This is a genomic window from Rhodococcus sp. FG69, assembly GCF_057808915.1.
This window is the reverse complement of record NZ_JBMDIX010000041.1, coordinates 1-25,602: the sequence shown is the minus strand read 5'-3', so window position 1 is coordinate 25,602 and position 25,602 is coordinate 1. Positions and strand designations below refer to the sequence as shown.

22 protein-coding genes are annotated in these 25,602 nt (G+C 63.6%); 3 read left to right on the top strand and 19 right to left on the bottom strand.

Annotation, left to right across the window (positions count from 1 at the left end; translation table 11 throughout):
- Positions 1 to 26: 26 nt before the first annotated feature.
- From ACODSO_RS24675 to ACODSO_RS24595, 17 genes are all read right to left on the bottom strand, one after another.
- Positions 27 to 2,153 (bottom strand): DEAD/DEAH box helicase, encoded by a 2,127-nt coding sequence (locus ACODSO_RS24675; RefSeq protein ID WP_489039330.1) that lies wholly within the window; start codon positions 2,151 to 2,153, stop codon positions 27 to 29.
- The gene (locus tag ACODSO_RS24670; RefSeq protein WP_489039296.1) at positions 2,154 to 2,684 is read right to left on the bottom strand and encodes a hypothetical protein; all 531 of its coding nucleotides are present in this window, start codon (positions 2,682 to 2,684) and stop codon (positions 2,154 to 2,156) included. It lies immediately after the preceding gene.
- A 782-nt stretch (positions 2,685 to 3,466) separates the two neighbouring features.
- On the bottom strand, positions 3,467 to 4,282 hold the full coding sequence (locus ACODSO_RS24665; protein WP_489039295.1) for an HTD2 family dehydratase: 816 nt from the start codon (positions 4,280 to 4,282) through the stop codon (positions 3,467 to 3,469).
- Entirely contained in the window at positions 4,282 to 5,508 is a 1,227-nt protein-coding gene (locus ACODSO_RS24660) for a CaiB/BaiF CoA transferase family protein (protein WP_489039294.1), read from the bottom strand. Before ACODSO_RS24660 ends, ACODSO_RS24665 begins: the two co-directional genes overlap by 1 nt.
- 30 nt (positions 5,509 to 5,538) lie before the next feature.
- On the bottom strand, positions 5,539 to 6,906 hold the full coding sequence (locus ACODSO_RS24655; RefSeq protein ID WP_489039293.1) for an MFS transporter: 1,368 nt from the start codon (positions 6,904 to 6,906) through the stop codon (positions 5,539 to 5,541).
- Positions 6,907 to 6,929: 23 nt separating this feature from the next.
- Complete coding sequence (locus ACODSO_RS24650) at positions 6,930 to 7,904, bottom strand: hydroxymethylglutaryl-CoA lyase (protein WP_489039292.1); 975 nt, start codon at positions 7,902 to 7,904, stop codon at positions 6,930 to 6,932.
- Positions 7,901 to 9,181: a hydroxymethylglutaryl-CoA reductase, degradative gene (locus ACODSO_RS24645; protein ID WP_489039291.1), complete on the bottom strand. Its 1,281-nt coding sequence runs from the start codon at positions 9,179 to 9,181 to the stop codon at positions 7,901 to 7,903. Before ACODSO_RS24645 ends, ACODSO_RS24650 begins: the two co-directional genes overlap by 4 nt.
- Before the next feature lie 140 nt (positions 9,182 to 9,321).
- The gene (locus tag ACODSO_RS24640) at positions 9,322 to 11,241 is read right to left on the bottom strand and encodes a helix-turn-helix domain-containing protein (protein ID WP_489039290.1); all 1,920 of its coding nucleotides are present in this window, start codon (positions 11,239 to 11,241) and stop codon (positions 9,322 to 9,324) included.
- Positions 11,242 to 11,322: 81 nt separating this feature from the next.
- Positions 11,323 to 12,624 (bottom strand): aspartate aminotransferase family protein, encoded by a 1,302-nt coding sequence (locus ACODSO_RS24635; RefSeq protein WP_489039329.1) that lies wholly within the window; start codon positions 12,622 to 12,624, stop codon positions 11,323 to 11,325.
- A gap of 28 nt (positions 12,625 to 12,652) precedes the next feature.
- A complete protein-coding gene (locus ACODSO_RS24630) occupies positions 12,653 to 13,597 on the bottom strand; it encodes a phosphotransferase (protein WP_489039289.1) in 945 nt (314 codons plus the stop codon).
- Between the two features lie 7 nt (positions 13,598 to 13,604).
- Positions 13,605 to 14,540, bottom strand: coding sequence for a phosphotransferase family protein (locus ACODSO_RS24625; RefSeq protein ID WP_489039288.1), 936 nt, complete (start codon positions 14,538 to 14,540; stop codon positions 13,605 to 13,607).
- Entirely contained in the window at positions 14,537 to 15,946 is a 1,410-nt protein-coding gene (locus ACODSO_RS24620) for an amidase (protein WP_489039287.1), read from the bottom strand. The genes ACODSO_RS24625 and ACODSO_RS24620 overlap by 4 nt, the downstream gene beginning before the upstream one ends.
- A gap of 10 nt (positions 15,947 to 15,956) precedes the next feature.
- A complete protein-coding gene (locus ACODSO_RS24615) occupies positions 15,957 to 16,754 on the bottom strand; it encodes an SDR family NAD(P)-dependent oxidoreductase (protein ID WP_489039286.1) in 798 nt (265 codons plus the stop codon).
- Positions 16,751 to 18,025 carry a M20 family metallo-hydrolase gene (locus ACODSO_RS24610; RefSeq protein ID WP_489039285.1) on the bottom strand — a complete coding sequence of 425 codons (1,275 nt, stop codon included), beginning with the start codon at positions 18,023 to 18,025 and terminating at the stop codon, positions 16,751 to 16,753. Before ACODSO_RS24610 ends, ACODSO_RS24615 begins: the two co-directional genes overlap by 4 nt.
- A 2-nt stretch (positions 18,026 to 18,027) precedes the next feature.
- Positions 18,028 to 19,590 carry a sodium:solute symporter family protein gene (locus ACODSO_RS24605; protein WP_489039284.1) on the bottom strand — a complete coding sequence of 521 codons (1,563 nt, stop codon included), beginning with the start codon at positions 19,588 to 19,590 and terminating at the stop codon, positions 18,028 to 18,030.
- Position 19,591: 1 nt separating this feature from the next.
- Complete coding sequence (locus ACODSO_RS24600) at positions 19,592 to 19,870, bottom strand: hypothetical protein (RefSeq protein WP_489039283.1); 279 nt, start codon at positions 19,868 to 19,870, stop codon at positions 19,592 to 19,594.
- Positions 19,871 to 19,875: 5 nt separating this feature from the next.
- A complete protein-coding gene (locus ACODSO_RS24595) occupies positions 19,876 to 20,640 on the bottom strand; it encodes an inositol monophosphatase family protein (protein WP_489039282.1) in 765 nt (254 codons plus the stop codon).
- A 235-nt stretch (positions 20,641 to 20,875) separates the two neighbouring features.
- Between ACODSO_RS24595 and ACODSO_RS24590 the strand changes: the two genes are divergently transcribed.
- On the top strand, positions 20,876 to 21,634 hold the full coding sequence (locus tag ACODSO_RS24590) for a GntR family transcriptional regulator (protein ID WP_489039281.1): 759 nt from the start codon (positions 20,876 to 20,878) through the stop codon (positions 21,632 to 21,634).
- A 156-nt stretch (positions 21,635 to 21,790) separates the two neighbouring features.
- Here the strand turns inward: ACODSO_RS24590 and ACODSO_RS24585 are convergent, their stop codons facing one another.
- Both ACODSO_RS24585 and ACODSO_RS24580 read right to left on the bottom strand, forming a co-directional pair.
- Positions 21,791 to 23,740: a primary-amine oxidase gene (locus tag ACODSO_RS24585; protein WP_489039280.1), complete on the bottom strand. Its 1,950-nt coding sequence runs from the start codon at positions 23,738 to 23,740 to the stop codon at positions 21,791 to 21,793.
- Positions 23,737 to 24,090, bottom strand: a complete 354-nt coding sequence (locus ACODSO_RS24580; protein ID WP_489039279.1) for a hypothetical protein — start codon at positions 24,088 to 24,090, stop codon at positions 23,737 to 23,739. Before ACODSO_RS24580 ends, ACODSO_RS24585 begins: the two co-directional genes overlap by 4 nt.
- Positions 24,091 to 24,255: 165 nt before the next feature.
- Between ACODSO_RS24580 and ACODSO_RS24575 the strand changes: the two genes are divergently transcribed.
- Complete coding sequence (locus ACODSO_RS24575) at positions 24,256 to 25,116, top strand: alpha/beta fold hydrolase (protein ID WP_489039278.1); 861 nt, start codon at positions 24,256 to 24,258, stop codon at positions 25,114 to 25,116.
- Complete coding sequence (locus ACODSO_RS24570) at positions 25,113 to 25,568, top strand: SRPBCC family protein (RefSeq protein WP_489039276.1); 456 nt, start codon at positions 25,113 to 25,115, stop codon at positions 25,566 to 25,568. The genes ACODSO_RS24575 and ACODSO_RS24570 overlap by 4 nt, the downstream gene beginning before the upstream one ends.
- The last annotated feature ends 34 nt before the right edge of the window (positions 25,569 to 25,602 follow it).

Below are 25,602 nucleotides of genomic sequence, written 5' to 3'. Positions count from 1 at the left end.
ATGTGAGCAGGCAGCGAGGTGGAGCGTCATCTGTTTCTGGTGGTTCCAATGGTGAGCGCATCTGCGGCAGAGACCAATTCGAACTCCCGTTCTCCGAGCAAGTTCGCGATGGCAATCATGCCGGGCGTCGGCGTATTACGCACCACGCTCCAATCTCCGATGATGTAGAGCCGCTTCTGAGCGCGTGTGATCCCGACGTTCAACAACTTGGCCGCGGACACCTCTCGCTTGCTCCCGGACAGATCAGCCTGGGCCGCCCAACGTAAACGACCCGAGTCCTGCATCAGGTCGAGGATCACGACATCGTACTGTCGCCCTTGGAATTTGTGGGCAGTCCCGCATTCGATGGCCAACCTCTTTCTCCGCGTCAGTGCTTCTGCCTGTTGGGCATGCGCTGCGTACGGGCACACCACTCCCATCGAGGTGCCCGAGTCCTCCCGGTGACGGTTGTGGATGGCTTCGATCAAGTCGAGCCCGAGAGGGTGGGTCCACGACTGGCCGCGTCGACGCAAGCCTTGTTCGGGGTGCGTGGAGGTGTCCACGAAGACTACATAGGGCGGACCGATACTGTCGTCGTCGCTGCGCCAGGAACTTTCGAGTAGGCCGTCGTAGCAGAACTCGTTCACGATGCTGGCGATGACGGGTGGATATCGATACTGCGTGCGCAGAGCCACGCATCGCGAATTGCGTTCAGTGGAGGCTCGATCCACGACACCGTGCAGCGCAAAAATGTCGTCTTCCTGCCAGTGCAGCACGCGCTTGTCGTCCTCGGTGATGGCGTCGTCGGTCTCGGTGATCGGCGCATTCTGCAGGAAGTCACCCACGAACGCGAGGCAGTGGTCGGCTTTCGATCCGGCGTACACAAGTTGCGGGATCTGTGCCGACGCCGCCTCGTCGACAATGACCGTGTCGAAGCGACGGTTCGCGAGCTCGGTCTTCGTCGTCAACGACGACAGTGTGCACGCGATGACCGGAGCTGTCTCGAGGAGGTTGCTCTTGGTCTTTGCGTATTCGTCGTCCAGCAGCTTTTTCTTGCGGATCAGCTCTTTCATGGCAGTGTCGAGTGATGCGACGCGTTCGTTGTAGTCGTCGCGTTCAGCCAGGGCCTCCAACGTTCCGTCGACTCGACCCTCAGCAATGATGACCTCCCAGTCGGGAACGGCGTCGACAACGCGCTGAGCTTCTGCATATTGAGCTCGTGTCTGAATGATGTGGGCCTGCGCAGCAGATTCCGCAGCCTGAACGATAGATGCTTCTCGGGCCAGCTCCCGAGCGCGGCGCTGGGCGGATTCGGCGATCCCTACTCGCTCATGTGCGCTGGTGGCCTCGCCGCCAGCGGCAGCGGCTGCCCTTCTGAACGTTTCGACTCCGGCTTCGGCAGAGTGGACATCGGCGGCAAGTATGTTGCGACGCTCATTTGCCAGTTGTATTCGTGAGTCGAGCGCATGCCGCCGCCACGGCAAACCCGCGCTCCAGGACTGTCGGGCCGACGTGGCCTCCGACCACTCCAGGACGGCATTGGACAGCTCGAACCTTAGCGACGCAAGTGACTGCTCTGCGGCGTAGACCTGGTGAGCGCTATGGTGAGCAGTTATAGCGGCAGACTCAGCGCGTTCTCTCAGCTGAGGTAACGCGGACGCCGAGGCCGCGCTGTGTGCGGTTGCCGCATCAATTCGCTCGAAGTCGGCACGGCGGCGCGCGGACTCGGCTCCCGCCATCACCAAGTCTTCTGCAAGGTGCCGTGCTCTGTCCGCTGCTTCCTGAGCTCGAAGCGCAGATTCGAGCCGTAGACCGTTTCCCTGTTCGAGACGCTGCACGACAACGCCGAGGTGGAGGCGATCTGGGTGCGATTCGTTCTCGCCCATTGCGTCCTGAATCGACTGCAGTCGCGCAACGCGGTTGGTTATCGCTGCGGCGGCCTTGTCGACGGTGAGCCAGGGATGTTCCGACACCTTCCGTGCCAGCTGGCCCGATGCTCCGACTCGGACGACTTGACCGGCTTTTTTCACGGTCTCCGCGACTGATTCGACGACGTTGTCCACTGCGACGTGGGTGTGTGACGTGATGAGAACCGAATGCCCCTGGCTCAACGCACGAGAAACGGCTTTCACGATGACATTCGTCTTTCCGGTCCCCGGCGGGCCCCAGACCAGTCATGCGCCCTCGGAGGTCATGGCGTTGAAAGCCCACTGTTGCTCGGTGTTCAGTCCTTCGACAGCGGGAGCCACGGGCAGGACACCGGGCGACCACAAGTCGACGACCAGGGGTGCACGGGTCGCCTGCTGAACGCACACACGCAGTTGTCGGAGCAGATCGAGATCGAAGTCGTCGGCGTACGCAACCCGGACGTGAGTCGCAGTTCCGAGCGCCCGACGCGTCGCTGAGGTGACCTTCAGCTTGAGTTTGCGGGCCTTGGGTTCGTATGCTAGCTCGACCTCGCAGCGTGCCGGGTCGCCGGCATCCGCGGTGTCGGCGTCCAACAGGAAGAATCGGTGGCTAGACCATCCACTCCGAGGTGGAGAAACGGAAGTTACTACTTCCAGTAGCGTTCGCTCAGGCAACGGCAACGAATTGTCCGTAATCTTGGTCAGCTTTGCGTTCCGTAACCTGCGCTCGATCAACGCGTCGAGGCCCGCGAGCGTATTTTCGCGTATCCATGGCCACGTAGCTGCAGACCCATTCACCGGTTGCTGTCTACGCACGACGGCGCCATCCGTTGTTCCCCCACCCGACATGCCGCAACCGTATACGGGGATCACGACAACCGCGAGCAACAGGCATCGGGTGCAACGATAGGGCGAAAGTCCCATGTGTAATTGGTGTTTCATTGAATATGCAAACTGTTCACCCCAGCGTGCATAGTCAGGGTGCCGGCGTTTTCGGATTGCGTTCGGTTCAGCGAGGTCCTTGGCGAGCTCGATCCGAGTTCAACCCCTCTAGCACCGGCCGGATGACCACGGAGCGCATGGACCGAACAGCCGGTACTGAAGTGCTTGCCAGATGTCGGCCGAACCCGTACTGAGGACGGCTAGACCCGAATTCGCCGCTGCAGAGCCAGTATCCACCACCGCGCTCCCGGTGTTCGGTAGGGGAGCCGCTGACACCGACGCTGCACCGACCAAGCCGAACGCGCATGTGATCGATAGGGCGGCCATCAAGTGGGCAGTGCGCATCCTCATTAGGCCATCCTCGTACTTGTCCGGTCACCGATCGAAGTGACGAGCCAACCATGGTTTCTGCCTGCGAGCCAGTCGTTCGGTCGGCTGACTTTTCGGCGGTCATTCGAACGTTCGACTGCGCCATGCTGCTCACGCCTACCGTCGACACATGTTGTGTCGCGCCCGCGGAGTGCTCGGACAGGTACTCGTCGTCGGGTTCGCTCTGGTTGGATCGACGGTGTGCGAACCAGCCCGCCATTGACGACACCTACGACTACGCGACTCCGTCGGACAGCACGGTCGACCGATCAGCCTGACTGAGTCACAACTCCCCGCGCCAACACGCGATCCTCGGAGTCGAGAACGAGTACTTCGCTGCCGGTATCGGTGGCACGTCCCACCAACCGGACTTCTGTGTCGACGAACACCGGTGCCTGCATCTGGATCGAGAAGCTCCGCGGGCGCGCACCGGGCTGCGACCGTACAGCGAAGTCGAGCAACAGCATCCGCACCAACGGCCCGTGCACCAACAGATCCTGCAGACCCTCGACGTTGCGAGCCCAATCCCGGTCGTAATGCACCAGATGGGTGTTGAAAGTCAGCGCGGAGAACCGGAAGAGCTGGCGGGAATCGAGGGTCAACGACTCGGTCCACGACCACTCCACATCGGGAGCCGGGGCAGGCGGCTTGGCCACCGCATCTGGTTTCGTGGCCTCGAGAAACACGTCGTGCCACACACTGGAGACGGCCAGTTCACCGTCGACGAGATAGCTGCGCTCGACGTCGGCGAATACGAGCCGCCCACCCCGTCCCTGTTTGTCGACGATGGACCCCGCCTGCACACGCTGCTCCACGACGTCGTCGTACGCCAGTGGCCTGTGAAAGACGGTGTCCTCCCCGGCATACATCCGTCGCGGTAGATCGATGACGGGCAGGACACCGTCGTCGGCAGGGGAGCCGTCGGGACGAAGCTCGGCCAGCGCGGCGTCGAACGGGAAGTAGATGCCCTCCCAGCCGGGAGGAAGCTCACCCGTCGACTTCGGTTCCGCTGCTGCGGGAGCGAACGTACCGCGATAGGCAACCGCGGGTGCCAGTCGCAGAGACTCGGTACGTACGACGGCCATCAGACGACGCCGTCGGTGCGCAACGCTGCGATCCTCTCGGGCGAGTACCCGGCCAAGCCCGCGAGGACCGAGTCGGTGTGCTCGCCGAGACCGTTCGCTTTGCGCCCAGGCTCGGCCGGAGTGGCACCCAGCTTGATCGGCTGGCCGAACATCCGCAGCGTCCCGAACTTGCCATAGTCGGCCTCGACGACCATGTCCCGCTCTGCCGTGCCCGGATCCTCGACCACCTCACCGATGTTCTTGATCGCCGTCAACGGAATGACTGCGCCGGCGAGGTCTTCGAGTTCGGATCGCTTGCGGCCGTCGAACCAGCTGATCACCAACGGCTTGACGCGGCGCTCGTAGACCTCCGGGTCGAAACGCTTGCGCATCGTGTCGATCTCGGGATCGGTTGCCGCCTCAGGAGTGCCGAAGAGCTCGCAGGAGGCGTTCCACAGCTTGTCGGTGTAGCCGCCGAAGAAGACCTGGCCGTCTGCGCACGGGAACAGCTCATATGGGCGGACCCACGCGTGCTTGTTGCCCGACGGCGCGGCCGTCGTGCCGTCGACCGTGTAGTCGACGACGGCTGTCTCCGTCATCGCGAAGATGCTGTCGACCTGAGCGACGTCGACGAGCTGGCCGACGCCCGTCCGCTCGGCGTGACGCAGCGCGGTGAGGGCGCCGATCACTCCGAACATGGTGGCGGACAGATCACCGATCGTGACACCGACCCGGACCGGATCTTCTCCGACCTGTCCGTTCATCGACCACAATCCGCCGGCTGCCTGCGCGGTATTGTCGAACGCCGGATACGAACTACGCGAACCTGTTTGGCCGTAACCCGAAATCGCGAGATAGACGAGCCTCGGATTGATCTCGGCCAACACGTCGTAGTCGATGCCGAGCTTCTTCGTCGTTCCGGGCCGAAAGTTCTCGATCAGCACATCGGCTTTGGCAACCAGATCCTTCAGCACGGCCTTGCCCTCGTCCGCACGTAGATCGAGCGTCAGCCCCAGCTTCCCGCGGTTGTACTGGGCGTAATAGGCGCTGAACTCGTCGTCCTCGGTCTTGAGGTAGGGCGGGAACCCTCGTGCCACATCGGGACCCGTCGGATTCTCGATCTTGATCACCGTCGCTCCGAAGTCGGCGAACATCTGCGCAGCGTAAGCACCGGCGAGGACGTGCGAAAGGTCGAGGACCACAACGCCGGCCAACGAGCCCGTGTTGCCTACCAGAGGGAAAGTCATGAATTCGCTTTCTATGAGAGGTACTACGGGTCAGCTGACGGGTTCGACGTCGGCGACCATGATGGGATCCAGTGTGGCGTTCTTGGCCTTCGAGGGCAAAGTCTCCGGCAGGAAAGCGATGCCGATGAGACCGATGATGCTGAGCCCCATCAGGTATGCGGCGACGAGCCACGGACTGCCGTTCGACGTCGCAACCAGTGCAGTGGCGACGAGAGGCGCAGTTCCGCCGACAGCGGCTGCGGGGATTTCACGGGAGATCGCGATACCGCTCCAGCGAGCATTCGTCGGAAAGATCTCGGCGAGCAACGCTGCGGAGACGCCGATCGTCGCGCCCTGAATGATGGCCAGTCCGAGGACCAGACCGACACCGACCAGCACGATGTTCTCCGTGCCGTACAACCAGAACAGCGGGAAAGCGAGGATGATGCCGAACACGGCCGCGCCGAGCAGTACCGGTTTACGGCCGATGCGATCGGCAAGTTTGCCGAAGTAGAGGGTCGCGGGGATGGTCAGCAGTTCGGCGATGATCAGCGCCACGAGCACCGCGGTCGGGTTCACCGTGAGAGTGCCGGTGACGTAGGAGACCGAGAAGGTCTGCACGATGTAGACCCACGGCAAGGTGAACGTGAACAGGGCCATGCCGCAGATGAGGATGCGCCAGTGGTTCTTGACGGCTCCGGCAAGCGGCGAATTCTGCACAGCGCCGTCCTTCGCTGCTTCTTCGAACGCGGCGGTCTCGCTCACCCGTAGTCGGAAGTAGAGGGCGAAGGCGACAATGACCGCGCTGGCGATGAACGGGATACGCCAGCCCCAGGCGAGGAACTGCTCGTCGGGAAGCATGGTCAGCAACGCGAACGTGGTGGTCGCCAACGCCATTCCAAGATACACCGACGCACCGGGGAAACCGGCGGTGTAGGCGCGGCGCTGCGGATCGGATGACTCGCTCGCCATGGTCATGGCGCCCGCGAACTCGGCGCCGGCACCGGCGCCTTGGAAGATACGCAACACGATCAGCAGAATCGGAGCCCAGATACCGATCGATTCGGCAGTGGGGAGCAGACCGATGAACGTCGTCGCGATGCCCATCATCATCAGCGTCACCAGGAGCGTCATCTTGCGTCCGACGCGGTCACCGTAGTGCGCGAAGATCAGACCGCCGATTGGGCGTGCGCCGAATCCGACGGCGAAGGCCGCGAATGCGCCGAGCATTCCGGCGAAGCTCCCGGCGCCCGGGAAGAACAGCGGAGCGAACACCAGCGCGGACGCGAGGCCGTAGAGGGTGAAGTCGTACCACTCGATGATGGTGCCGACCGAGCTGCCGATGACGGCGTGGCGGCGTTCCTTCTTGGTCTTCGAGTCGACCTCGGGGAGGCTCGGGGTGTGGGACATGTCGGACATATCGATTCCTTGGGGTGCTGCGATCAACGGGTAGGGGAGAGCGTGCGGTCGACGCGCGCGGCGGACAATGCGCGGACGACGGCAGAGGAGCTGGGACGGCCCATCGTGTCGGCCAACCACGCCGACACGTCGGACAGAGCATGGAGGTCGACGCCGGTGTCGATGCCGAGCCCGTCGAGCATCCACACCAGGTCTTCGGTGGCGAGGTTGCCCGTCGCGCCTTTGGCGTAGGGGCAACGTCCCAATCCACCTGCCGACGAATCGAATTCGGTGACACCAGCCGCCAACGACGCATGCACGTTGGCAAGCGCCTGGCCGTAGGTGTCGTGCAGATGCATGGCGACCGTGTCGACGGTGATGCCCCGGGCGAGGACGGCGTCGAGGACCGCGAGAACGTGCGCGGGGGTGGCGACGCCGATCGTGTCCCCGAGGGACAATGTCCCGACGCCCATCGCCATCAACTGCTCGGCGACGTCGGCGACGCGGTGGACGTCCACCGAGCCCTCCCATGGATCGCCGAAGCACATCGAGATGTATCCACGGGTCGTGATTCCCGCTGCGGCAGCGCCGCTCACGACGACCTCCGCCGAAGCCAACGCATCGGACATCGTCGACCCGAGGTTCTTGTTCGCGAACGTTTCCGTCGCGCTGACGAACACTGCGATCTCGGTGGCCCCGGCCGCCAGCGCACGATCGAGACCACGGGCGTTGGGCGCCAACACGATCTGTCGCACGGACGACGGCAGATCGAGCGCCGCCATCAGGTCCTCGGCGTCCGCCAGCTGGGGGACCCAGCGAGGGGAGACGAAGCTCGTCAGTTCCAGGTTCGTGATGCCCGACGCGACCAGACGTCGGCAGAATTCGACCTTGGTAGCCGTCGGGACCATCGTCTTCTCTGCTTGCAGCCCGTCTCGGGGACCTACCTCGTACACCCGGACCGACCGCGGGAGCGATGAGTCCCGATGGACGTCGGGTCGGGGGAGATCGCCTGATGTCATACGAGGCTGCCGTTGCGTAGCTCGCCGAGAACCTTCTCTGCATGTTCGACGCGAATCGACCGGTCGCCGATCAGCCGTTGCACGACGTTGTCGAGTTCGTCGGCGGAGGCACCGGCGGTCACAGCGACGGTGCGGGCGTGAAGTCGCATGTGGCCCTGCTGGATTCCTTCGGCGGACAACGCGCGGCATGCGCCGAGGTTCTGGGCGAGTCCGACGGCGACGATGACCTCGGCCAGTTCGGTGGCCGAGGTGACGCCGAGAATCTCGATCGACGTCCGCGCCACGGGATGCGCCTTGGTGGCACCGCCGACGAGACCGACCGCCATCGGCACTTCCAGTGTTCCGGACAGGTGCCCGTCGGCTGTCTTCTCGAAGTGCGAGAGGGCGGTGTAGCGGCCGTCGGCGCCGACGGCGTGGGAGTGGCAGCCGGCCTCGACAGCACGAGTGTCGTTGCCCGTCGCAAGAACGACTGCACTGATGCCGTTCATGATGCCCTTGTTGTGCGTCGCGGCGCGGTAGGGATCGGCTTCTGCGAAGGCCGACGCGTGGACGATGTTGTCCACGACCTCGGCTCCGCCGAGGAGATCGCGATCGAACACTGCGCGTGCTCGGACGATGCGCCGGTCTGCCTTGTTGGTCAGAATGCGGAGCAACGGTCGTCCGCCTGCGATCGCGGCGAGCCTCGGGGCGACGGACTCGGCCATGGTGTTGACGGCGTTGGCGCCCATGGCATCTCGGACGTCCACGACGATGTGCGCGATGACGTGGACACCGGTGCGGGTGGGGAGAACACGAACCGTGAGGTCGCGAGCGCCACCGCCGAACTTCACCAGCGTCGGATCCTGAGCGTTCGACAGTTCGAGGATCTCCTCGCGCGCTTCGAGGATGCGCAGGCGAGCGGCCTCGGGATCCTGAACGTCGAGCAGCTGAATCTGAGCCTGCATGACGGGCCCGGTGTGGGAGACGAAGAAACCGCCGTGCGGTCGCGTCATCCGTGACGCGTTGCTCGCGGCAGCGATGACCGACGGCTCCTCGGTGGCCATCGGCACTAGGTACTCGTTGTCGTTGACGATGACGTTGGTGGCGATGCCGACTGGTATGCCGAGGACACCGACGACGTTCTCGACCATGTGATCGGCCTGCTCGACCGAGAGTCCAGTATTCGGATCCAGTGAGTCGAGTGCGGATGCGGAAAGGCCGGTGCGATCTGCGACCGTTCGGCGACGCACCAGCGGCGACAAATCCTTGAATCCTGGAATTCGACTGCTGACGGGCACTACTTCCTCCACACGTTCGACTCGGCCTGCCCGATCGGGCGCGGCCGTCGGGATATCGAACGCAACGCTACGGCTGAATTGTGACGTGGGATATGTGTCATGAACACATCAATAATGGACATAGATGTGTCACTGACACATCATGAACGGAACCGCGCCGCGCGTAGAGAATCCAGTCGCACTGCCGTCGAGATACGGAAGAGCGGTTCGTCGTCGCGCCAGCCGTCGCCGAGCAGGAGACGCAGTCTGTCGAGGCGCTGCAGGATTGTGTTGGTGTGGTAGCTCAGGGCGCGGGCCGTCTTGGTCGGGCTCGACTCGTTGCGCACGAATGCTCGTAGGGTCGCCACGAGGTCGGTGCCGTGCTCGGCGTCGTAGGCGATGACCGGTCCGATGACGTGGTCGATGAACGCGTGGACCGCGTCCGGATCGGATCCGAACATGACCATGTAGGGATGGAACGACTCGGTGGTGACGACGTCGTTGTCGATGCCGAGTGCCTCGAGGAGTCGCGCCGTGCGATGGGCGACGTCGAACCGTTCCGACAATGCGTCGACGTTCGGGGCCTGCGGCGGGACGATGACGAGAATGTCGGGCACTCCGCCGGCCAGGAGGGCGCGTCGGACGTCGTGAGCCTCGGTTATCGGTTCGGCGCTGTGCAGGACGGCGACCAGGACATCGGAGTAGTTGCTGACCAGACCGCCCTGTTGGTACCGCGCTGCGAGCAGCGCCGCCGCAGCAGATCGGAACTGCGCGGGGGCGACGATGACGAGAACGGTATCGAGCAGGGAGGCATCGACGCTGTGGGCACGCGCCCGTCGATCCAGGTCTCGACGTCGTTCCGGTGACGGGTCGAGTACATCGGCGATGAGTTCGTGCCGGACGCGTTGGTCCGCGTCGGCGACGGCGTTCTGCTGCAGCGTGAGCAGGGCCGCAACCTGCGCTGCGCGCTCGATGGTGCGGTCGTCGACGGAGCCGAGTTCGAGTTCACCCGAGCTGAGCAGGACGGCTCCGAAGTAGAGCTCGCCTGCGGTGACCGCTGCGACGACCTGAGTATCCGATGTACCGGCGTCGACGTAGGAGCAGTGTCCGGTCGCGCGGCTGCGTTCGATCGCGTTCCGAACGCCGACGGACACGCTGACGATGGCCGAGATGTGGGTGGACGGCTCGGAGGAGGCGAGTATGCGCATGTCCGCGTCGACGATGGTCACGTACCGATCCAGCGCCCGCGCCAAAGTGGTTGCCACCTGGTCGAATCCGCCACCGACGAGAACTGCCTGTACAAGTTCCTGGTGGACCGTGTTGGAACGGTCGCGCACCGCGACATGATCGGTCAACGTCCGAAGGGCTGTGCGGGCTTCCTCCTCCGAAGCACGCAGCTGCGTGAGCGTGTTGGCGGTCTGCAGGACGATCGACGCATGGTCGGCGAGCGCCGACAGCATCGCGATCTGTTCCGGTGCGAACACGTGCTCCTGGCGGGTGGCCGAGAACAACACCCCGAGGACCCGGCCGTCGGACAGCATCGGTACGCCGAGGATGGACACGATGCCCTCGCGCGAGACAGCGTCGTCGATGTCGGTGTCGTGGGTGCCCTCGTCGTAGTCGCTGTAGCGCTGAACCCATTGCGCACTGCGGGAATCGGCGACCCGACTGGCCAAACCCATGCCTGCAGGGACCCGAAGATTCCGGAACTGAGGAGTCACCGACCCGATTGTCTTGCGGACGTGCAAAGTCCGTGTCTCGGAATCGAACTCGGACAGATAGGTGACGTCGCTGCCCATCATGTCGTGTGCGCGGGAGACCAACCGTTCGAGCAGGCCGTCGATGTCGCGGACCTCGGCCAGATCACGCGCGCTGGCGAACAGGGTGCCCAGTTCGTGTTCGCGACGACGAAGCCGAATCAGCTCTTCCCTGGTCGCGCGGGTTCGGTGCAGAGCCGTGGCCCGGGTGGCGGCGTCGACGCCCAACTCGCTCAGCACGCGATCGAGCTCGGGTTCCTCGACGTCCCGGGACAGCGCGTCGGCGATTCTGCCGGCAATTCGGGAGAGGTCGGTGCTCGTCATGGTGCGAGCCTAATGAACCGTCTCACGCACCAGTGCCCTCACCGGGGTGGGGTCGCGACCCAACAACGCCCCGGTGACAACTCAGCTGGCCAGAAAGTCGAAGTCCGCGACGAACAGGTCGACCTCCTCCCCACCTATGACCAACGGTGGACGAATCTTGAGCGTGTTCCCGAAACACCCGGTCGCCGAGATCAGCACCCCATGCTCCCGCATCGCGTTGACCACCCGTAGCGCCTCGGCTGGATTCGGTTCCCCACCAGGCCCGACGAACTCGACCCCGACGAACAACCCCGCACCCCGGACGTCGCCGATCGACTCGACCTCCGAAGCGACCCCTCGCAACCCCGCGAGCAACCGAGCGCCCATGGCCGAGGAATTCGCCACCAACTCCTCGTCACGGATCACGTCGAGCACCGCCTGCGCGGCAGCGATCGTCACCGGATTCCCACCGAAAGTGTTGAAATAGCGCAAGTCCCGACCGAACTGCTCGGCCAGCGAACCTTGCATCACCAAACCCGCAATCGGCATCCCGTTGCCCATCGGCTTGCCCATCGTCACGATATCCGGCAGCAACCCGTGTCGTTCGAAGCCCCACATCGACGACCCCAACCGGCCGAACCCCGGCTGCACCTCGTCGGCTATCAAGAGACCCCCGGCGGCGTGGACAGCATCGACAGCCGGCTTCAAGAACGGCGTCGGCTCCGGCAACACTCCGTCGGAGGCGAAGATCGAATCGATCAACAAAGCTGCGACGCCGATACCCGACGCCTGCAGGTCATCGATCTGCGCCTGCACATGCTCGGCGAACCACGTCCCCAAATCCCCATCCACCCGGTACGCATCCGGGGCCGGGATCGTCCGCACCCACGGCGCGTCGCGCACGGACGCCGGACCCATCGACGGTGAACACGCCGCCACATCCACTGTGCCACCGTGATAAGCGCTTTCGGTGACGATGACACCCTGCCGTCCGGTCGCATGACGTGCGATACGAAGAGCCAGATCGTTCGCCTCCGACCCCGTGCACGTGAACATCGCCGTCGTCAGCTCAGCGGGAAACGTCGCGACCAGGTCCTCCGCATATCCGATCACCGCATCATGCAGATACCGCGTATGCGTGTTGATCAGCGACATCTGCCGACTTACCGCCTCCACCACCCGCGGATGGCAATGCCCGACGCTCGCGACGTTGTTGTACATGTCCAGGTAGCGCGTGCCGTCGGCGTCGTAGACGTACACACCGTCACCGCGCACCAGCTCGAGCGGCTTCTCGTACATCAGGTGATACGCGGGCCCGAGGACTCGGCGGCGTCGGTCGATCAGTTCACGAGTGCGGGTATCCAGGGCGCCAGAAGATGCAGCGTCGAAACCGTTGACATTCAATGCCCCTACACGATCGAGAATAGCCACCTCACAACCCCTGAAGCCAGAACGCCCACCGCGGATCGGCCATCTTCAGCCGAGCCCGAGCGAGCTTCCACGCGCCATACTTGTGATAGTCGAAATCCCATGCCGTACTGAGCTTGTGATTCATGCAGCCCCACAGGCCCCACTTGACGTCGGCGAGCGCACTGCACACCTGTACCCGGGAGATCATCGACCACTCGGCTTTACCGTAGAACTCCTCGATCAGCTCCATCGTCTGCTGCTCGCCGTAGAACATCTCGGTCACCATCACCGCGAGCTCGTACGCCCGATCGTTGTTCGACGCGAACTCGTAGTCCACCAACTTCATCGGCCTACCCGGCGCAACGAGAATGTTGCCAGGCATCGGATCGTTATGGCACGCAACCAGATCCAAACCGGACGCGAGCATCGCCTGCTTTGCCTGACCGTATTCTGCGAGGATCACGTCGGCATCGCGGGGGAGTCGCACACCGAGTTCGTTGACCTGGTCGAGGTGCTCGTCGATCATGTCGAAGATCGTCTTGGTGACACTGAGCTTGTCCCCGGAATGCAGCACCCGATACAGGTCGATGATGCCCAGCGGAATCTCCGGACGCTTCAAGTCGCCGTTGGTGCAGGCGCGATACTCCTCCAGAAACTCAATCACCTCCACACCCGTCACGGGGTCGAAGAGAACCACCTCCGGCCCGATGTCCAGAGCACCCGCCCGTCGAGCAGCTTCGTTCGCCAGCGATCGGTCGATGAACGACTCCGACCCGGCGCCAGGCAGCTTCATGAAGTAGCGCTTCGGTTTTCCGTCGACGGTGATGCGCCAGTTGCTGTTCATCAACCCGCCGGGCACCGGGGTGTACGTGATGTTCAGACCCTCCCACTCCGCGACTGCGGCGAGCGCCTTCTCCACCTGCCGCTCGGGTTCGGTACGGGCAGATCCCAATGCGATCTCGTTCATGTCCACCTCAGATGTTCCGTACTCGGTCGTCGAAATGCGGGTCGCGCAGTCCAGCGCGTGCCCTCAGGAACTGCCAGTCGGAAAACTTCGAATACTCCTGCGTACCCGGCCTCATCGCGTCTGCGTAGGAACCGATCAGCGCCCACCTAAGCGAGTCCGCAATGCCATAGATCCGCGCCCGATCGAACAGCGCACTGTCGAACGACCCCCACGCCATCTCGAACACCTCACGCGCATCGGAATCGAACGGCCGAATCTCCGCGAGCAGTGCTCCGATGTCCTGGAGAGGATCCATCAACGCCGCGACATCCCAATCGACGAGACGCATGCTGCCGTCGTCGAGTACCAGAACGTTGGAGACGTTGCCGTCGCCATGGCAGGGGACAACGTCGTAGCCGGCCGTCTCGATGCGGGCCTGCGCAGGCCCGAGTGTGCGCAACATCCACTCGAAGTCGGCGGGTAGTGCGCCGCCGACCTTCTCGACCAGATTCCGAGCATGCGCGAGGTCGTCGAACACAGAAGCTCGACGCTTAACCCCGTCCAAGCCGTGCACCGACGTCCGCAGCGCGACCAGCTTCTCGACGTTCGCATCCTCGTCGAACAGATCCAGCGTCGCGGTGTGGCACATGCCGGTGAACTCCTCCATGACCAGCACACCGGAGTCGGCGTCGGAGATGAAGATCTTCGGTCCGATGCCGGCGACACCAGCGGCCGCGGCGGCAGCGAAGGCGTTCTCGATGTCGACGTAGTCGCGTGCATGCGGTTCCATGACCTTGACGAACGCAGCCGACCCGGCATTGCTGTCGGCGACGGACGCCCTGGCCGAATAGCGCTCCGAGTCTGCACCCCACCAGCTCGGGCTTGCCATCGTCGTGCCGGGATCCAACGTCAGTTCGGCGGATGTCCACACGCCCAACTCGCTCAATGTCTGCCGTACCGTCATCCGAGTGCTCCGATCTTGTCCGCGGCCACAGCTGTCGGCCAGTTCATCTCGATCTCGCGTGCACCTTCGAGCCACTTCGTCAGCCGCAGCACCGCCTGATCCGCGAACCGAGGCCCGACGACCTGTATCCCGACGGGCATGTGCTCGCTGAACCCGAAGCACAACGCCGACGCAGGCTGAGCCGTCTGGTTGAACCACGCCGTGAAACTGCAGTGACCGAGCGGCTGCACCGGATCGAGCCCGACCTCATCGGCCGCGAACCCGACAGTGGGAATGACCGGACTGATCACGAAATCGAACTCGCTCGTCCTCGCCCGCACGATCTCCTGCGACCGCATCACCGCCTCGGTATCCCGCGAGAACTGAGCCGCAGAGTAATTCGCCGCCGCCGAGGCCCAATCCGCGACCGCCGGAAGAACCTGTGAGCGGCGATCCTCGGGAATGGACTCCCACTCCGTCCGAGCACGAACCTGGAACAGTCGATCGAGTGCCGGGTACGGATCCTCACGGAAGATCGGCGGCATCGTGGTGACCAGGGCACCCGCCGCCATCAGTTCCGCTGCTGCAGAATGGACCATGCGCAGCACCTCGTCGGAAATGGTTGTGCCGTAGCCCATGTCGAGCATGACGCCGATGCGAAGTCCGGCAGGAGTGAGAGCCGCGTGTATGTCGGCGGTGTCCTCGGGCGGCAGGCTCCAGGTGTCCCGCGGATCAGGCCGGCTGATGACGCGGTAGAGGTCGATCAGATCGTCGACGCTGCGTGCCATCGGCCCGGCGGACCGCATGGTCGACGGCGCAGTGTGCGGGATGCGCCCCTGCGTCGGCTTCAGCGCGACAAGTCCGCAGTGCCCGGCGGGAAGCCGTACTGATCCGGCGATATCCGAACCGACAGAACCGAAACCGATGCCCGACGCCAGAGACGCTCCCGCACCCGCGCTCGACCCGCCGGTATTGCGGGAGAGGTCCCAGGGATTGCGGGTGATTCCGTAGAGGGAGCTGACGCCGGCGGCCATCATGCCCATGTCGGGCATTGTCGTCTTGCCGAGGATGACAGCGCCCGCTTCTTTCAGTCGTGCAGCTGGGGGAGCGTCGACAGTGGACATGGGCAGGTTCGCGTTCGCAGCGACACCGTGCCGCCAGGGCATCCCGATTGCGTGCACACTGTCCTTGATCGTCACCGGAATACCGTCGAGGTCGCCGCGGGAACGCCCCGAGATGAGGCGATCCGTCGCTGCCTGTGCCGCGGCTCGAGCGCCCTGTTCGTCGACGTAGGCAAGCGCATTGATCACCGGATCGGTCGCTGCGATGTGTTCGAGGGTCGCGTCCAGCAGATCGACCGGGCTGGACTCGCCCGTGCGGAACGCCTCGCGTATCGCTGCGAGAGGCTGGGTGAGAAGGGGGTTCATCGAGCGCCTTTCATGCCGATACCGCTGCTGACACCGATAGTGGGACAACGGGTGTGCCGACCAGCCAGCCCCCGTCCACGGCTATGATCTCGCCGCAGATGTGGTCGGACAATGTCGACGACAGGAACAGCACGGTATCCGCAATGTGTTGCGGATCAGCCCATTTGCCGTTCGGGGTCTGCGCTTCCAACGCGCCCCGGATAGAGGCGTCGTAGATCGCGGTCATGTCGGTTTCGACGAACCCGGGTGCGACACCGTTGACGTTGATGCCCAGCGGCGCATAGTCGATGCCGACCTGACGGGTGAAGTTGACCATCGCACCCTTGGCCGCGCAGTAGCCCGCAAAACCAGGGTTCGCCCGCAGACCGCTGATCGACGCGACGTTCACCACTTTGCCGCCCTTGCCTGCGTCGACCATGTGCCGTATCGCCGCCCGCGTGCAGAAGAAGGTCCCATCGACGTTGACCGCGAAGATCGACCGCCACGCCTCGTCGCTCGTCTCGAGTACCGTTCCGGCGCTGAGTACCCCGGCGTTGTTGACGAGAATGTCGATGCCGAACCGGGTTGCAATATCACCGAACACGGCGTCGACCTGCTGGGAATCGGCGATGTCCAGCAATACGGATTCGGCGATGCCCCCTGCGGCAGTGATGACGTCCGAGGTCGACGCGCCGTCGGTGCGGAGGGCATCGCTGCGATCGGCGATCACTACGCGCGCGCCAGCTGCAGCCAGTGTGGTGGCCACAGCTCGCCCGATTCCTCGGGAGCCGCCGGTGACCACTGCGGTCTTACCGGTCAAGTCGATCATGTCTGCCTACTTCCTACGCCTGCAAGTTCCGTAGCTTCTAAGTTGCCAGCTTCTACGTTTCCGATGTCGCCCCGGACCATGCGGGCGACAGTCTCGGTCAGCATCGTGACGCCGTCGACTAGGTCGCTGTCGCGGGTGAGTTCCTTTTCGCTGTGTGAGATGCCGTCGACACTGGGGACGAAGAGCATGACCGTCGGGACGATGTCTTTCAGGTTGACCGAGTCGTGACCGGCCATCGTGAGCATCCGGCGATACGACAGGCCCAGGTCTTTCGCAGCTTCTTCGGCGAGTTCGACGGCATCGCTCTGGTAGCTGGTGGACGGCCGCAGTGCGGAGGAGTCGATGCTGACGTGGACTTCTGTCTCCTGAGCGATCGCCGCGAGCAGCATGTTGTGGGCCTGCTCGAGCACGTCGGGATCCGAGGATCTGACGTCGATGGCCATGGTGACCTTCGACGGCACGACGATGGGGGAGTTGGGTTCGACATCGAATTGCCCGACCGACGCCAGCAGCAGACCGTCGGGGAACTGCGCGGTGAGTTCCCGTGCAGCGAGGACGATCTTGCTGGCGCCGACCAACGCGTCGTGACGCAGCGCCATGTGTGTTGCGCCGGTATGGGACTGCTCGCCGTGCACGGTGATCGAGTACTTTCGTGCAGCCCAGTTGGCGGTCACGATACCGATCGTCGAGCCCTCCTGCTCGAGGATCGGTCCCTGCTCGATGTGGATCTCGGCGTAGGAGACGGCGTCGGGTTGCTGTGCGTCACCGTGGAAGCCGATATCGGACAGCGCATCTCGGACTGTGATGCCACCGCGGTCGGCGACCTTCAGGATGTCGTCGGCGTCGAACTTGCCGATGAAGACCCCGCTCCCCATGAGACTGGGTGAGAAGCGGGAGCCTTCTTCGTTGAACCAGTTGACCACCGCGAGGTTGAACTGCGGAGTCACAGAGCCTCGTTCGACGCATTCGATGACCTGATGCGCGGCGTGGGCTGCGGCGAGAACACCGTAGGCGCCGTCGTATTTGCCGGCCGTCGGCTGACTGTCGAGATGCGATCCGACGAGCACGTACGGAGCACCGGGTACGAACTCGATGCTGCCGTACATATTTCCGACAGCGTCGACGGTGGTGGTGAGGCCGTGCCGGTCGAACCAGTCGGCGAGGAACCGCCTGGCTCGACCGTCGTCCGCAGTCGCCGCCTCGCGGTGCACACCACCATTGGCGGTGGCACCGAACGAGGACAGTGTCGCGAAATCATCCAGGAATGTCACGGTCAGATCTTTTCCGGAGCGGGGTTGGAGGCGAGTTCTTCGATCTGATCCTCGAAGGACAGGTCGACGGGTGCGGTGCGGGTGGGACGCTTGCCGACCTCGAACATCTCGTTGACACGTGCCTTCTCCTCGGCCGTGGTGCCGGTGGCCTTGGAGACGATGAGGAAGACGGCCAGGTTGACGGCCATGCCGACGACGCCGCCGGTGAGGCTGCCGAGTCCGGCGATGTCGTCCGGGTAGATCGCGGTGAGGACGAGTGCGGTGACGAAGCCGGAGACCATGCCGGCGACAGCTCCCTTGCCGTTGCCGCCTCGCCAGAAGACACCGAGGAACAGCGGGATGGCGAGCTGCACGACACCTTGATACGAGATCTGCGCGAGGAGCTGGAGACGCGTCATGTTGAAGGTGGCGTAGGCGACGATGGCCGCGGCTGCCATGAACGCGAGCATGCTGCCCTTGGCCACCTTGGTGAGTTGGCTGTCGGTGAGCTGACGCTTGTCGGAGTTGACGAGGTCGTTGGCGATCTGGAGGCCGCAGACCTGGACGCTGCCGTCGATGTGGCCCATGGATGCGGCGAACACCATGGTGGCGCCGAGTCCGAGGAGCCACGTTCCGCCGTAGCTCTCCATGATGGTGAACCAGCCGGTCTGCGGGGAATCGGCGACGGCCGGCATGACCGTGCTGGCGATTCCGACGAGCATGAGCAGGGAGTAGAAGACACCGGAGATCAGGACGGTGCGGATGGTGCCGGACTTGACTGCGCGAACGCTCGACGCGGTGTAGATGCGCTGGAAGCTGGTCGGCCAGCACAGCGATCCGACGACGCCGGTGAAGATGAGCGCGAAGAGGTAGAACGGGCCGTAGGAGTCGCCGTCGCCGGGGACGCGGAGGTACTGGTCGGCCACGTCACCGAGGGTGCCGAAGCTGATCGGGCCACCGGCGACACCGGAGAGCAGGATCAGGCACAGTGCGGCGGAGAAGACGTAGGCGACGATGCCCTGGAACATGTCGGTCATGATCAGCCCGCGCATGCCCATCTTGACGGTCCAGTACTGACGGACGACGATGACGGCCAGGCCGACGAACAGGCACGTGGTAACGGACCATGCTCCGGCACTGGCGATCTGGAAGACCTCGCCGAGTGCCTGCATGCCGAGGACGACCCACGGGAACAGTGAGACGATGCCGATGACGCTGGCGACGACCTTGGTGCCGCGCGAGTTGAAGCGTAGGCCGAGCAGATCGGGCTGTGAGCGGAGATTGTACTTCGCGCCCCAGCGCCACGCTCGGGTGGCCATGAAGTACATCATCGCGACGCCGAGGCTGGAGTACGCGAGGCCGTAGAGACCGAACACTCCTGCGCCGCTGGCGAGTCCGAAGAACGCGATGAACACCGATCCGGGCCACCACGAGTTGACGTAGCTCATCGCGACGTACCAGGGGCCGTAGCTACGTCCGCCGACGGAATACTCGTCGAACGTGGGAGAGGACTTCTGTTGAGTGGTGTACAAAATGAAGATGACGATGGCGTAGAAGACGCCGAGCATTCCCAGCATGATCAACATGTCATTCTCCAGTCAGCGGTGTGGTAGCGGGGAGGAGGTCCTCGTCGAGCTCGCCACGGATATCCTCGACGATGTAGAGGCCCCAGAGGGTCAGTCCGAGAACGACTCCGTTGATCAGCCAGTACATGATGGCGAACGGAATGCCGAGAATTTCGAAGCGAATTCCGCTGCTCCACATGTAGAGCGGAGGGAACAGTGCGAAGAGCAGAGCGAGTGCGTAGATGCTGCCGAAGAACGTCATGATGCTCTTCCGGCTCAGGCTGCGAATGTACTCTTTCATGTGCGTCATCCTTGGTTGACTATTTTGAGAACCGAGTCGTGCACTGCGCCGTTGGACGCAATACCGTTGCCGCCATCGAAGTCTCGCGCTCCGTCCAGCGTGGTGAACATGCCGCCGGCCTCTTCGATGATGACCGGCATGGGAGCGAGATCGTATGCCTGCGTGGTGTAGTCGACGATCGCCTCGGCCTGGCCGCACGCGACCATCATGTAGCCGTAGGCGTCGCCCCAGGTGCGTAGAACAGCGCCTGCGGCGTGCAGGTCGACGATGACATCGGGGTGCCAATCCTCGAGCCACGTCGCCATCACGTAGGCGCCGTCGAGTTCTGTTCTGTCCGAGACGTGAACCTGGGTGCCGTTCTTCCAGCAGCCCTTGCCGCGCTCGGCGTGCATGAGCACGTCCGCGTTGGGGATGTTGATGACGCCGAAGACGATGTCCTTGTCTTCCTGTAGCGCTATCAGGTTGGCGTACAGCGGAACTCCGTGCACGAAGGACTTGGTGCCGTCGATGGGGTCGACGATCCAGCGATACTGCGAGGTGCCGATGGTTTCGTCGAACTCTTCGCCGAGAAAGCCGTCGTCCGGGAAGTGCTCGGATACTGCGTTTCTGATGTGTTGCTCGATCTCGCGATCCGCCTGCGTAACAGGGGAACCATCCTGTTTGTGCTCGACGGCGAGTGTCGACGTGTCGAACCAGCGGCGGGCGATCTCTCCCGCCGAGCGGGCGAGCTCGACGCCGAGTGCGGCGCGAGCCGACCGGGAATCTTCCACAGTGGTGCACCCTTCGGTAGGAGTTCTTGTCTTGACGAGTAGAACGATGCGCGTAGACCATTTCTGGTTTTGTTCGTCGTGTGTGAACTGCGTGTAACGCGTGGCTGGGGTGAAGTGCCATACGACACCAGCGGTGTTAATCGTGCGTAAATCTGCAGGTAGATGAACATTGAATGGGTTCTGCGGGGGCTAGGTTTGTCCTGTACTTGTAATCGGAGGTGGACCGTTGCTGATCATGGAACACACCCATGCCGCGCTTCTTCGGCTGGTGGGCGAACTCGAACAGCGCTCGGTGGCCCGGCTCCCACCGGAGCGTGAGCTGGCCGAACGTCTGGGAACCTCGCGTACCACCGTTCGCAAAGCCATGGACCTGCTCGAACGTGACGGGGTGATCCGCCGCCTGAAAGGTAGGGCCGGCGGTGCGTACTTGACCTCGGTCGCGCCGCCATCACCGTCGCCGGAGAGCGCCCGATCCGTGTGCCAGAGCCGCAGATTGCTGCGCAGCCTCAACACCGTCAAGGGCGTCCCACAGATGTTGCACGAGCAAGGGTTTCGTGACGGTACCAAGGTGATTTCGGCTCGGATGACCACACCCTCCGAGAGCGCGGCTCGGGTACTGGGCGACGGACCGGCCGTGTCGTTGCTGCGCCTGCGATTCGCAGACGGTGACACCCTGTCGCTGGAGCAGATGTACCTGAGCGGCAGTCTCTGTGGGCGGGTGCTCGAGACGCCGCTCAATTCGGTGTACGAGACGCTGCGCAACAAGTTGGGGATTTCCGTCTGCATGGCGGACGAGTCGATCGAACTGGCCACGCTTAGTTCCTCGGCGGGGGCGTTGCTCGGACAGCCCGAGGGCACGGCGGTGCTCAAGCTCGAGCGCATCGGATACGACCAAGAGGCCAGGCCAGTCGAGTATTCGGTGGATCTGTTCCGGGCGGACCGGACGAGGTTGAACGTGCGGACCAGCTCGCTGGTAAGTGCGTCGCTGACCTAGGCTGCGTGGCTGGCTGCGTCGCTCCTGATTGGCCTCAGGGCTTCCCGGGGCCTCCGGCCCAGTGGCGCGTTTGAGTTTCCCCTGGTGCCCTTTGCCGTGCCACTAGTCCTGCACACGGCGGACTTTGTACGAGTCGGGCGGAGCCAGCGGTTACCGTCAGTCGCTGCAACAATGTCCAGCTGACTTCGGCGTCTCCGGCGCTAGATCGAGCATCGGATTGCCGTCGAAGAAGCCCGTTGGTTTGAGGTGCAGGCTCACGTGGCTGACCGGCATGACCGGCCAATCCTCGGGCCGGACGACGTGGTGGGCCGCGATCGTCGGCCAGATCACCAGGTCCGCGTCTTCGAGCGAACGATCCTGCGCGGTGTACGCGACGAGCCCGTCATGGCCGGGGTTCTGCGCCACGTACTCGCCGGCAGCGTAACGCTCGCGCTCGGCATACGGCGTCGCCCAGAGGTGCTTCGTCGCGAACCCTCCTCGGCGTGCCTGCTGCGAACCGGGCTGTGCGAGAGGCAAAGCGACGGCGCCGGACGGCTCGATCTTGTACCCGATGTGCCCGCCGAGCGTGTTCTTCTTGTCGGCGTTGGTTATCAGCCACGTTCGCGCCTTCAGTGGATCAGCGACGCGCTGGGCCTCGGACTCACTGGTGAGCTGGCGCTTGGTCTGTCGCCAGGCGTTGCCGTGCGGATTCTCCGGCCCGACGGGAACGGCCTCGGCTTCGAGTTCGTAGAGGTTGTTGCGTTCTCCGTCGATCTTCATGTCCAGGCGCACACTGAAGAAATGCTGGTGATGCGGCCCGTAGAGCCCAGGGGCGACGAGCGTGCCGAACTCCGGGATCTGGCCCTGTTCGATCGCACCGGTGGAAATGATGCCGGTCAGCTTGATCTCGAATTCGATCGATCCGTCCAGATACAGGTGCCAGTAGAAGCCGTAGTCGTAGTTGCCGACGGTCGCGAAGAACGACACGACCAGGCGACGGTTGCGTCGAACCTGCCCCACGTTGTCGCGAAAGTCGGTGTGCTTCCAGCCGATGCTGTAGTCCTCCTCGTGCATGCAGATGGCGTTCGGAAGCTCGATCGGCTGACCGTCCTGATCGTTCACATACGCGTCGAAGTAGTGAATCTCGCCGAGGCAATCACAGCCCAACTGAAGCGAATTGGCGAGTACACCAAGCCCGTACTCGCCTTCGTCGAAGACGTTCTTGTTCCACTGACTGTCGCCGGGATCGCCGTAGGGGACATACATTTCCGACAGCGACGCGCGGTGGATGACGGGACGAAGAGTGCCGCGGTCGACGTAGTTGACGTCGTGCAGCACAAGGCCTTCTCGCGGTGTGAAGCCCACGCGCAGGCGCCAATTGGCCCATTCGACGTAGTGGCCGTCGACAGTGAACGACGGACCGTCGGGCTGGGTGATGTTGATGGTCTTCATCGGTGCGCGCTGCTCGGCGAACTCGGGGACGTTCCCGGGGCGCTCGTAGAAGCCGGGAAGGTAGTTCCCCGGAGTCTGGGGGATGGGTACGACGCCGGTGTCGGCCACGTCGACGACCTCCATCGTGTCCATGTCGACGGTCACGACGAGGTTCTCGACGGGTCGCGCGTAGCCGTTCTCCTGTGCTTCGCTGCGAACGAAGGTGAGGGGGCGCGCGAGGCGTCGACCACCGGGGTTGTCGGTCTCGGTCGTGTGTCCACTGGCCCACTTGTCGACCATGGCGAGGCTGAAGTCGGTGACGCCGCGCTTGATCATCGCGTTCTGCCAGCGTGGGTCGGCTTTGATGACGTCCTCGCATTGCAGGAATTCTTCGAGAGTGATGGGCGGTTGGGCGTCGGCGATCTCGGTGTAGCTGACTACCGAATCCTCGGTGAGGGAGACGACGGCCTCGAACGTGGCGTGGGCGTCGCGGTCGCGGAGGACGAGGAATGCACGCCGGTCCGTATGCGATTGTTTCAGTTCGTTCTTGGACGGCTCCTCGAGCTCGATATATACGAAGCGGGCGGCGGAGGTCAGGTTCTGTTCGCGGATCACGATCGCCGACGCCTGCGAAATCTCATGTGGAGTGAGCGGTTCGAGCGGGTGGGTGGTGACGGGCGCGAACGTGTCGGTCATCGAAGCTCCTGCAATTGATAGGGACGAAATTCGGACGGAATCTTGCGGGTACGGATGAAGACGACGGATCCCGCGAGAAGTAACTCGAGCGCGGCGACGGCGGATGCGGCGGACATACTCGGTGTCTGGCTTGTGACATGGTGGTGACCGGACGGGAACGGCGAATGCGCGAGCAACATCCCCGCGCTCGTCGCCGCGACCATCACCCACGCTCGAAGTTCGGCTGTGCGCCAGAGGTGAACGGCACAGACGACGCACAGCAGGGCCATGACGATCGGGCCCGAGTCCATGTCGAGGTGCAGAACTGCCGAAAGTAGAGCCAGTGCCGCCGCGATTCGGCTGACCCACATGCATGCCCTCCCATCGTCGCCTGTGGACTCTGACGTTATGGGTAGACCATTACTGGTTTTCGCGACTCGTGTGAGGGGTGTGTTACTCGATCCAGCGCTCGATTGGACGTTGCCAGTGATCAAGATGGCCGGTGAGTTTTCCATGCAGTCGAAGTCTGACCTCGTATGACCACCTTCACGATGAATGTTCCCGGCGCAACCCTTGCTTACGACGTCCTCGGCGAGTTGGCTCCCGAAGCGGTACCTCTGATGTTGATCGGTTCGCCGATGGATGCCAGCGGGTTCACCACTCTCGCGTCGCTGTTCACCGATCGAACCCTGGTGACGTACGACCCTCGAAACACCGGTCGAAGCACGCGAGAGGATCCGACCTCGGCCGTGACCCCCGCACAGCATGCAGAGGATCTCCATGCTGTGCTGCAAGCGGTGGGGCCGGTGGATATGTTCGCGTCCAGCGGCGGTGCCGTCAACGCGCTCGCTCTGGTGGCGAAGTACCCGGACGACGTCCGCGTCCTGGTGGCACATGAACCACCTGCAGGGGGGACGCTTCGGGACCGCGACGCGCTGCGAGCGGTGTGCTCGGACATCGTATCTACCTATGATTCTGCGGGCATTGGCCCGGCGATGGCCAAGTTCATCGAATTGGTGATGCACCGAGGACAGCTCGATTCCGGTTACCTTCAGCGACCGGTTCCGGACCCGTCGGTCTTCGGGCTCCCGACAACGGACGACGGCACGCGTACCGATCCGATGATCGCGAATCTACGCGGTGGCACAGCGGATTTCGTGCCTGACGTCGACGCCCTGAAGTCTGTGTCGACGACCATCGTGGTCGGTGTCGGTGAAGAATCGGGTGGACCGTCCGACGGCGAGATGGCTGGACGCGCGGGCTTTGCCGTTGCCGCGTTGCTGGGTATCGACGCGACCATGTTTCCGGGCGGCCACTCCGGCTTCCTCGGAGGCGAGTTCGGTCAGACAGGCAAGCCGGTCGAGTTCGCAGCAAGACTGCGGGAGGTGCTCGCATGAACGCCGATCGTGAACGCCTCGTGGTCAGCCGGACGATCGCCACGACACCGGCCGCTATTTTCGCGGTTCTCGTAGACCCCACCCGACACCACGAAACCGAACCGGGTGATGGGGTGCGATCGGCAGTGGATTCCGATCCCATCACCGCGACGGGACAGGTCTTCGCCATCAATATGTTCATCGAGGCGGCGGGCGGCCACTACGTGATGCACAACTCGGTCACTGAATATGTGCAGGACTGCGCCATCGCGTGGCTGCCGGGTGCACGCACCGGCGGCGCGGATATCGAGTACAGCGGTTGGTGGTGGCGTTGCGATCTGGCTCCGCACCAGTCCGGCACGGTGTTCACCCTCACCTACGATTGGACAGACACTCCTGAGACCACGCGTGCCGCGGTAGATGGTCTGCCTTCGGTACCGGAGTCCTTCGTCGCAGCGTCCCTGGCTGGTTAGTCGTAGCTGATCGGGTGCAGTGGACCGCGCGCAG

Excerpts from the sequence above, each read along its gene's own strand:
- ACODSO_RS24620 (WP_489039287.1), bottom strand. The coding sequence starts at position 15,946 with ATGAACCCCCTTCTCACCCAGCCTCTCGCAGCGATACGCGAGGCGTTC.
- ACODSO_RS24655 (WP_489039293.1), bottom strand. The coding sequence starts at position 6,906 with ATGTCCGACATGTCCCACACCCCGAGCCTCCCCGAGGTCGACTCGAAG.
- ACODSO_RS24575 (WP_489039278.1), top strand. The coding sequence starts at position 24,256 with ATGACCACCTTCACGATGAATGTTCCCGGCGCAACCCTTGCTTACGAC.
- ACODSO_RS24640 (WP_489039290.1), bottom strand. The coding sequence starts at position 11,241 with ATGACGAGCACCGACCTCTCCCGAATTGCCGGCAGAATCGCCGACGCG.
- ACODSO_RS24590 (WP_489039281.1), top strand. The coding sequence starts at position 20,876 with ATGGAACACACCCATGCCGCGCTTCTTCGGCTGGTGGGCGAACTCGAA.
- ACODSO_RS24625 (WP_489039288.1), bottom strand. The coding sequence starts at position 14,540 with ATGACGGTACGGCAGACATTGAGCGAGTTGGGCGTGTGGACATCCGCC.
- ACODSO_RS24615 (WP_489039286.1), bottom strand. The coding sequence starts at position 16,754 with ATGATCGACTTGACCGGTAAGACCGCAGTGGTCACCGGCGGCTCCCGA.
- ACODSO_RS24605 (WP_489039284.1), bottom strand. The coding sequence starts at position 19,590 with ATGTTGATCATGCTGGGAATGCTCGGCGTCTTCTACGCCATCGTCATC.
- ACODSO_RS24630 (WP_489039289.1), bottom strand. The coding sequence starts at position 13,597 with ATGAACGAGATCGCATTGGGATCTGCCCGTACCGAACCCGAGCGGCAG.
- ACODSO_RS24580 (WP_489039279.1), bottom strand. The coding sequence starts at position 24,090 with ATGTGGGTCAGCCGAATCGCGGCGGCACTGGCTCTACTTTCGGCAGTT.
- ACODSO_RS24585 (WP_489039280.1), bottom strand. The coding sequence starts at position 23,740 with ATGACCGACACGTTCGCGCCCGTCACCACCCACCCGCTCGAACCGCTC.
- ACODSO_RS24660 (WP_489039294.1), bottom strand. The coding sequence starts at position 5,508 with ATGACTTTCCCTCTGGTAGGCAACACGGGCTCGTTGGCCGGCGTTGTG.
- ACODSO_RS24650 (WP_489039292.1), bottom strand. The coding sequence starts at position 7,904 with ATGACATCAGGCGATCTCCCCCGACCCGACGTCCATCGGGACTCATCG.
- ACODSO_RS24600 (WP_489039283.1), bottom strand. The coding sequence starts at position 19,870 with ATGAAAGAGTACATTCGCAGCCTGAGCCGGAAGAGCATCATGACGTTC.
- ACODSO_RS24665 (WP_489039295.1), bottom strand. The coding sequence starts at position 4,282 with ATGGCCGTCGTACGTACCGAGTCTCTGCGACTGGCACCCGCGGTTGCC.
- ACODSO_RS24570 (WP_489039276.1), top strand. The coding sequence starts at position 25,113 with ATGAACGCCGATCGTGAACGCCTCGTGGTCAGCCGGACGATCGCCACG.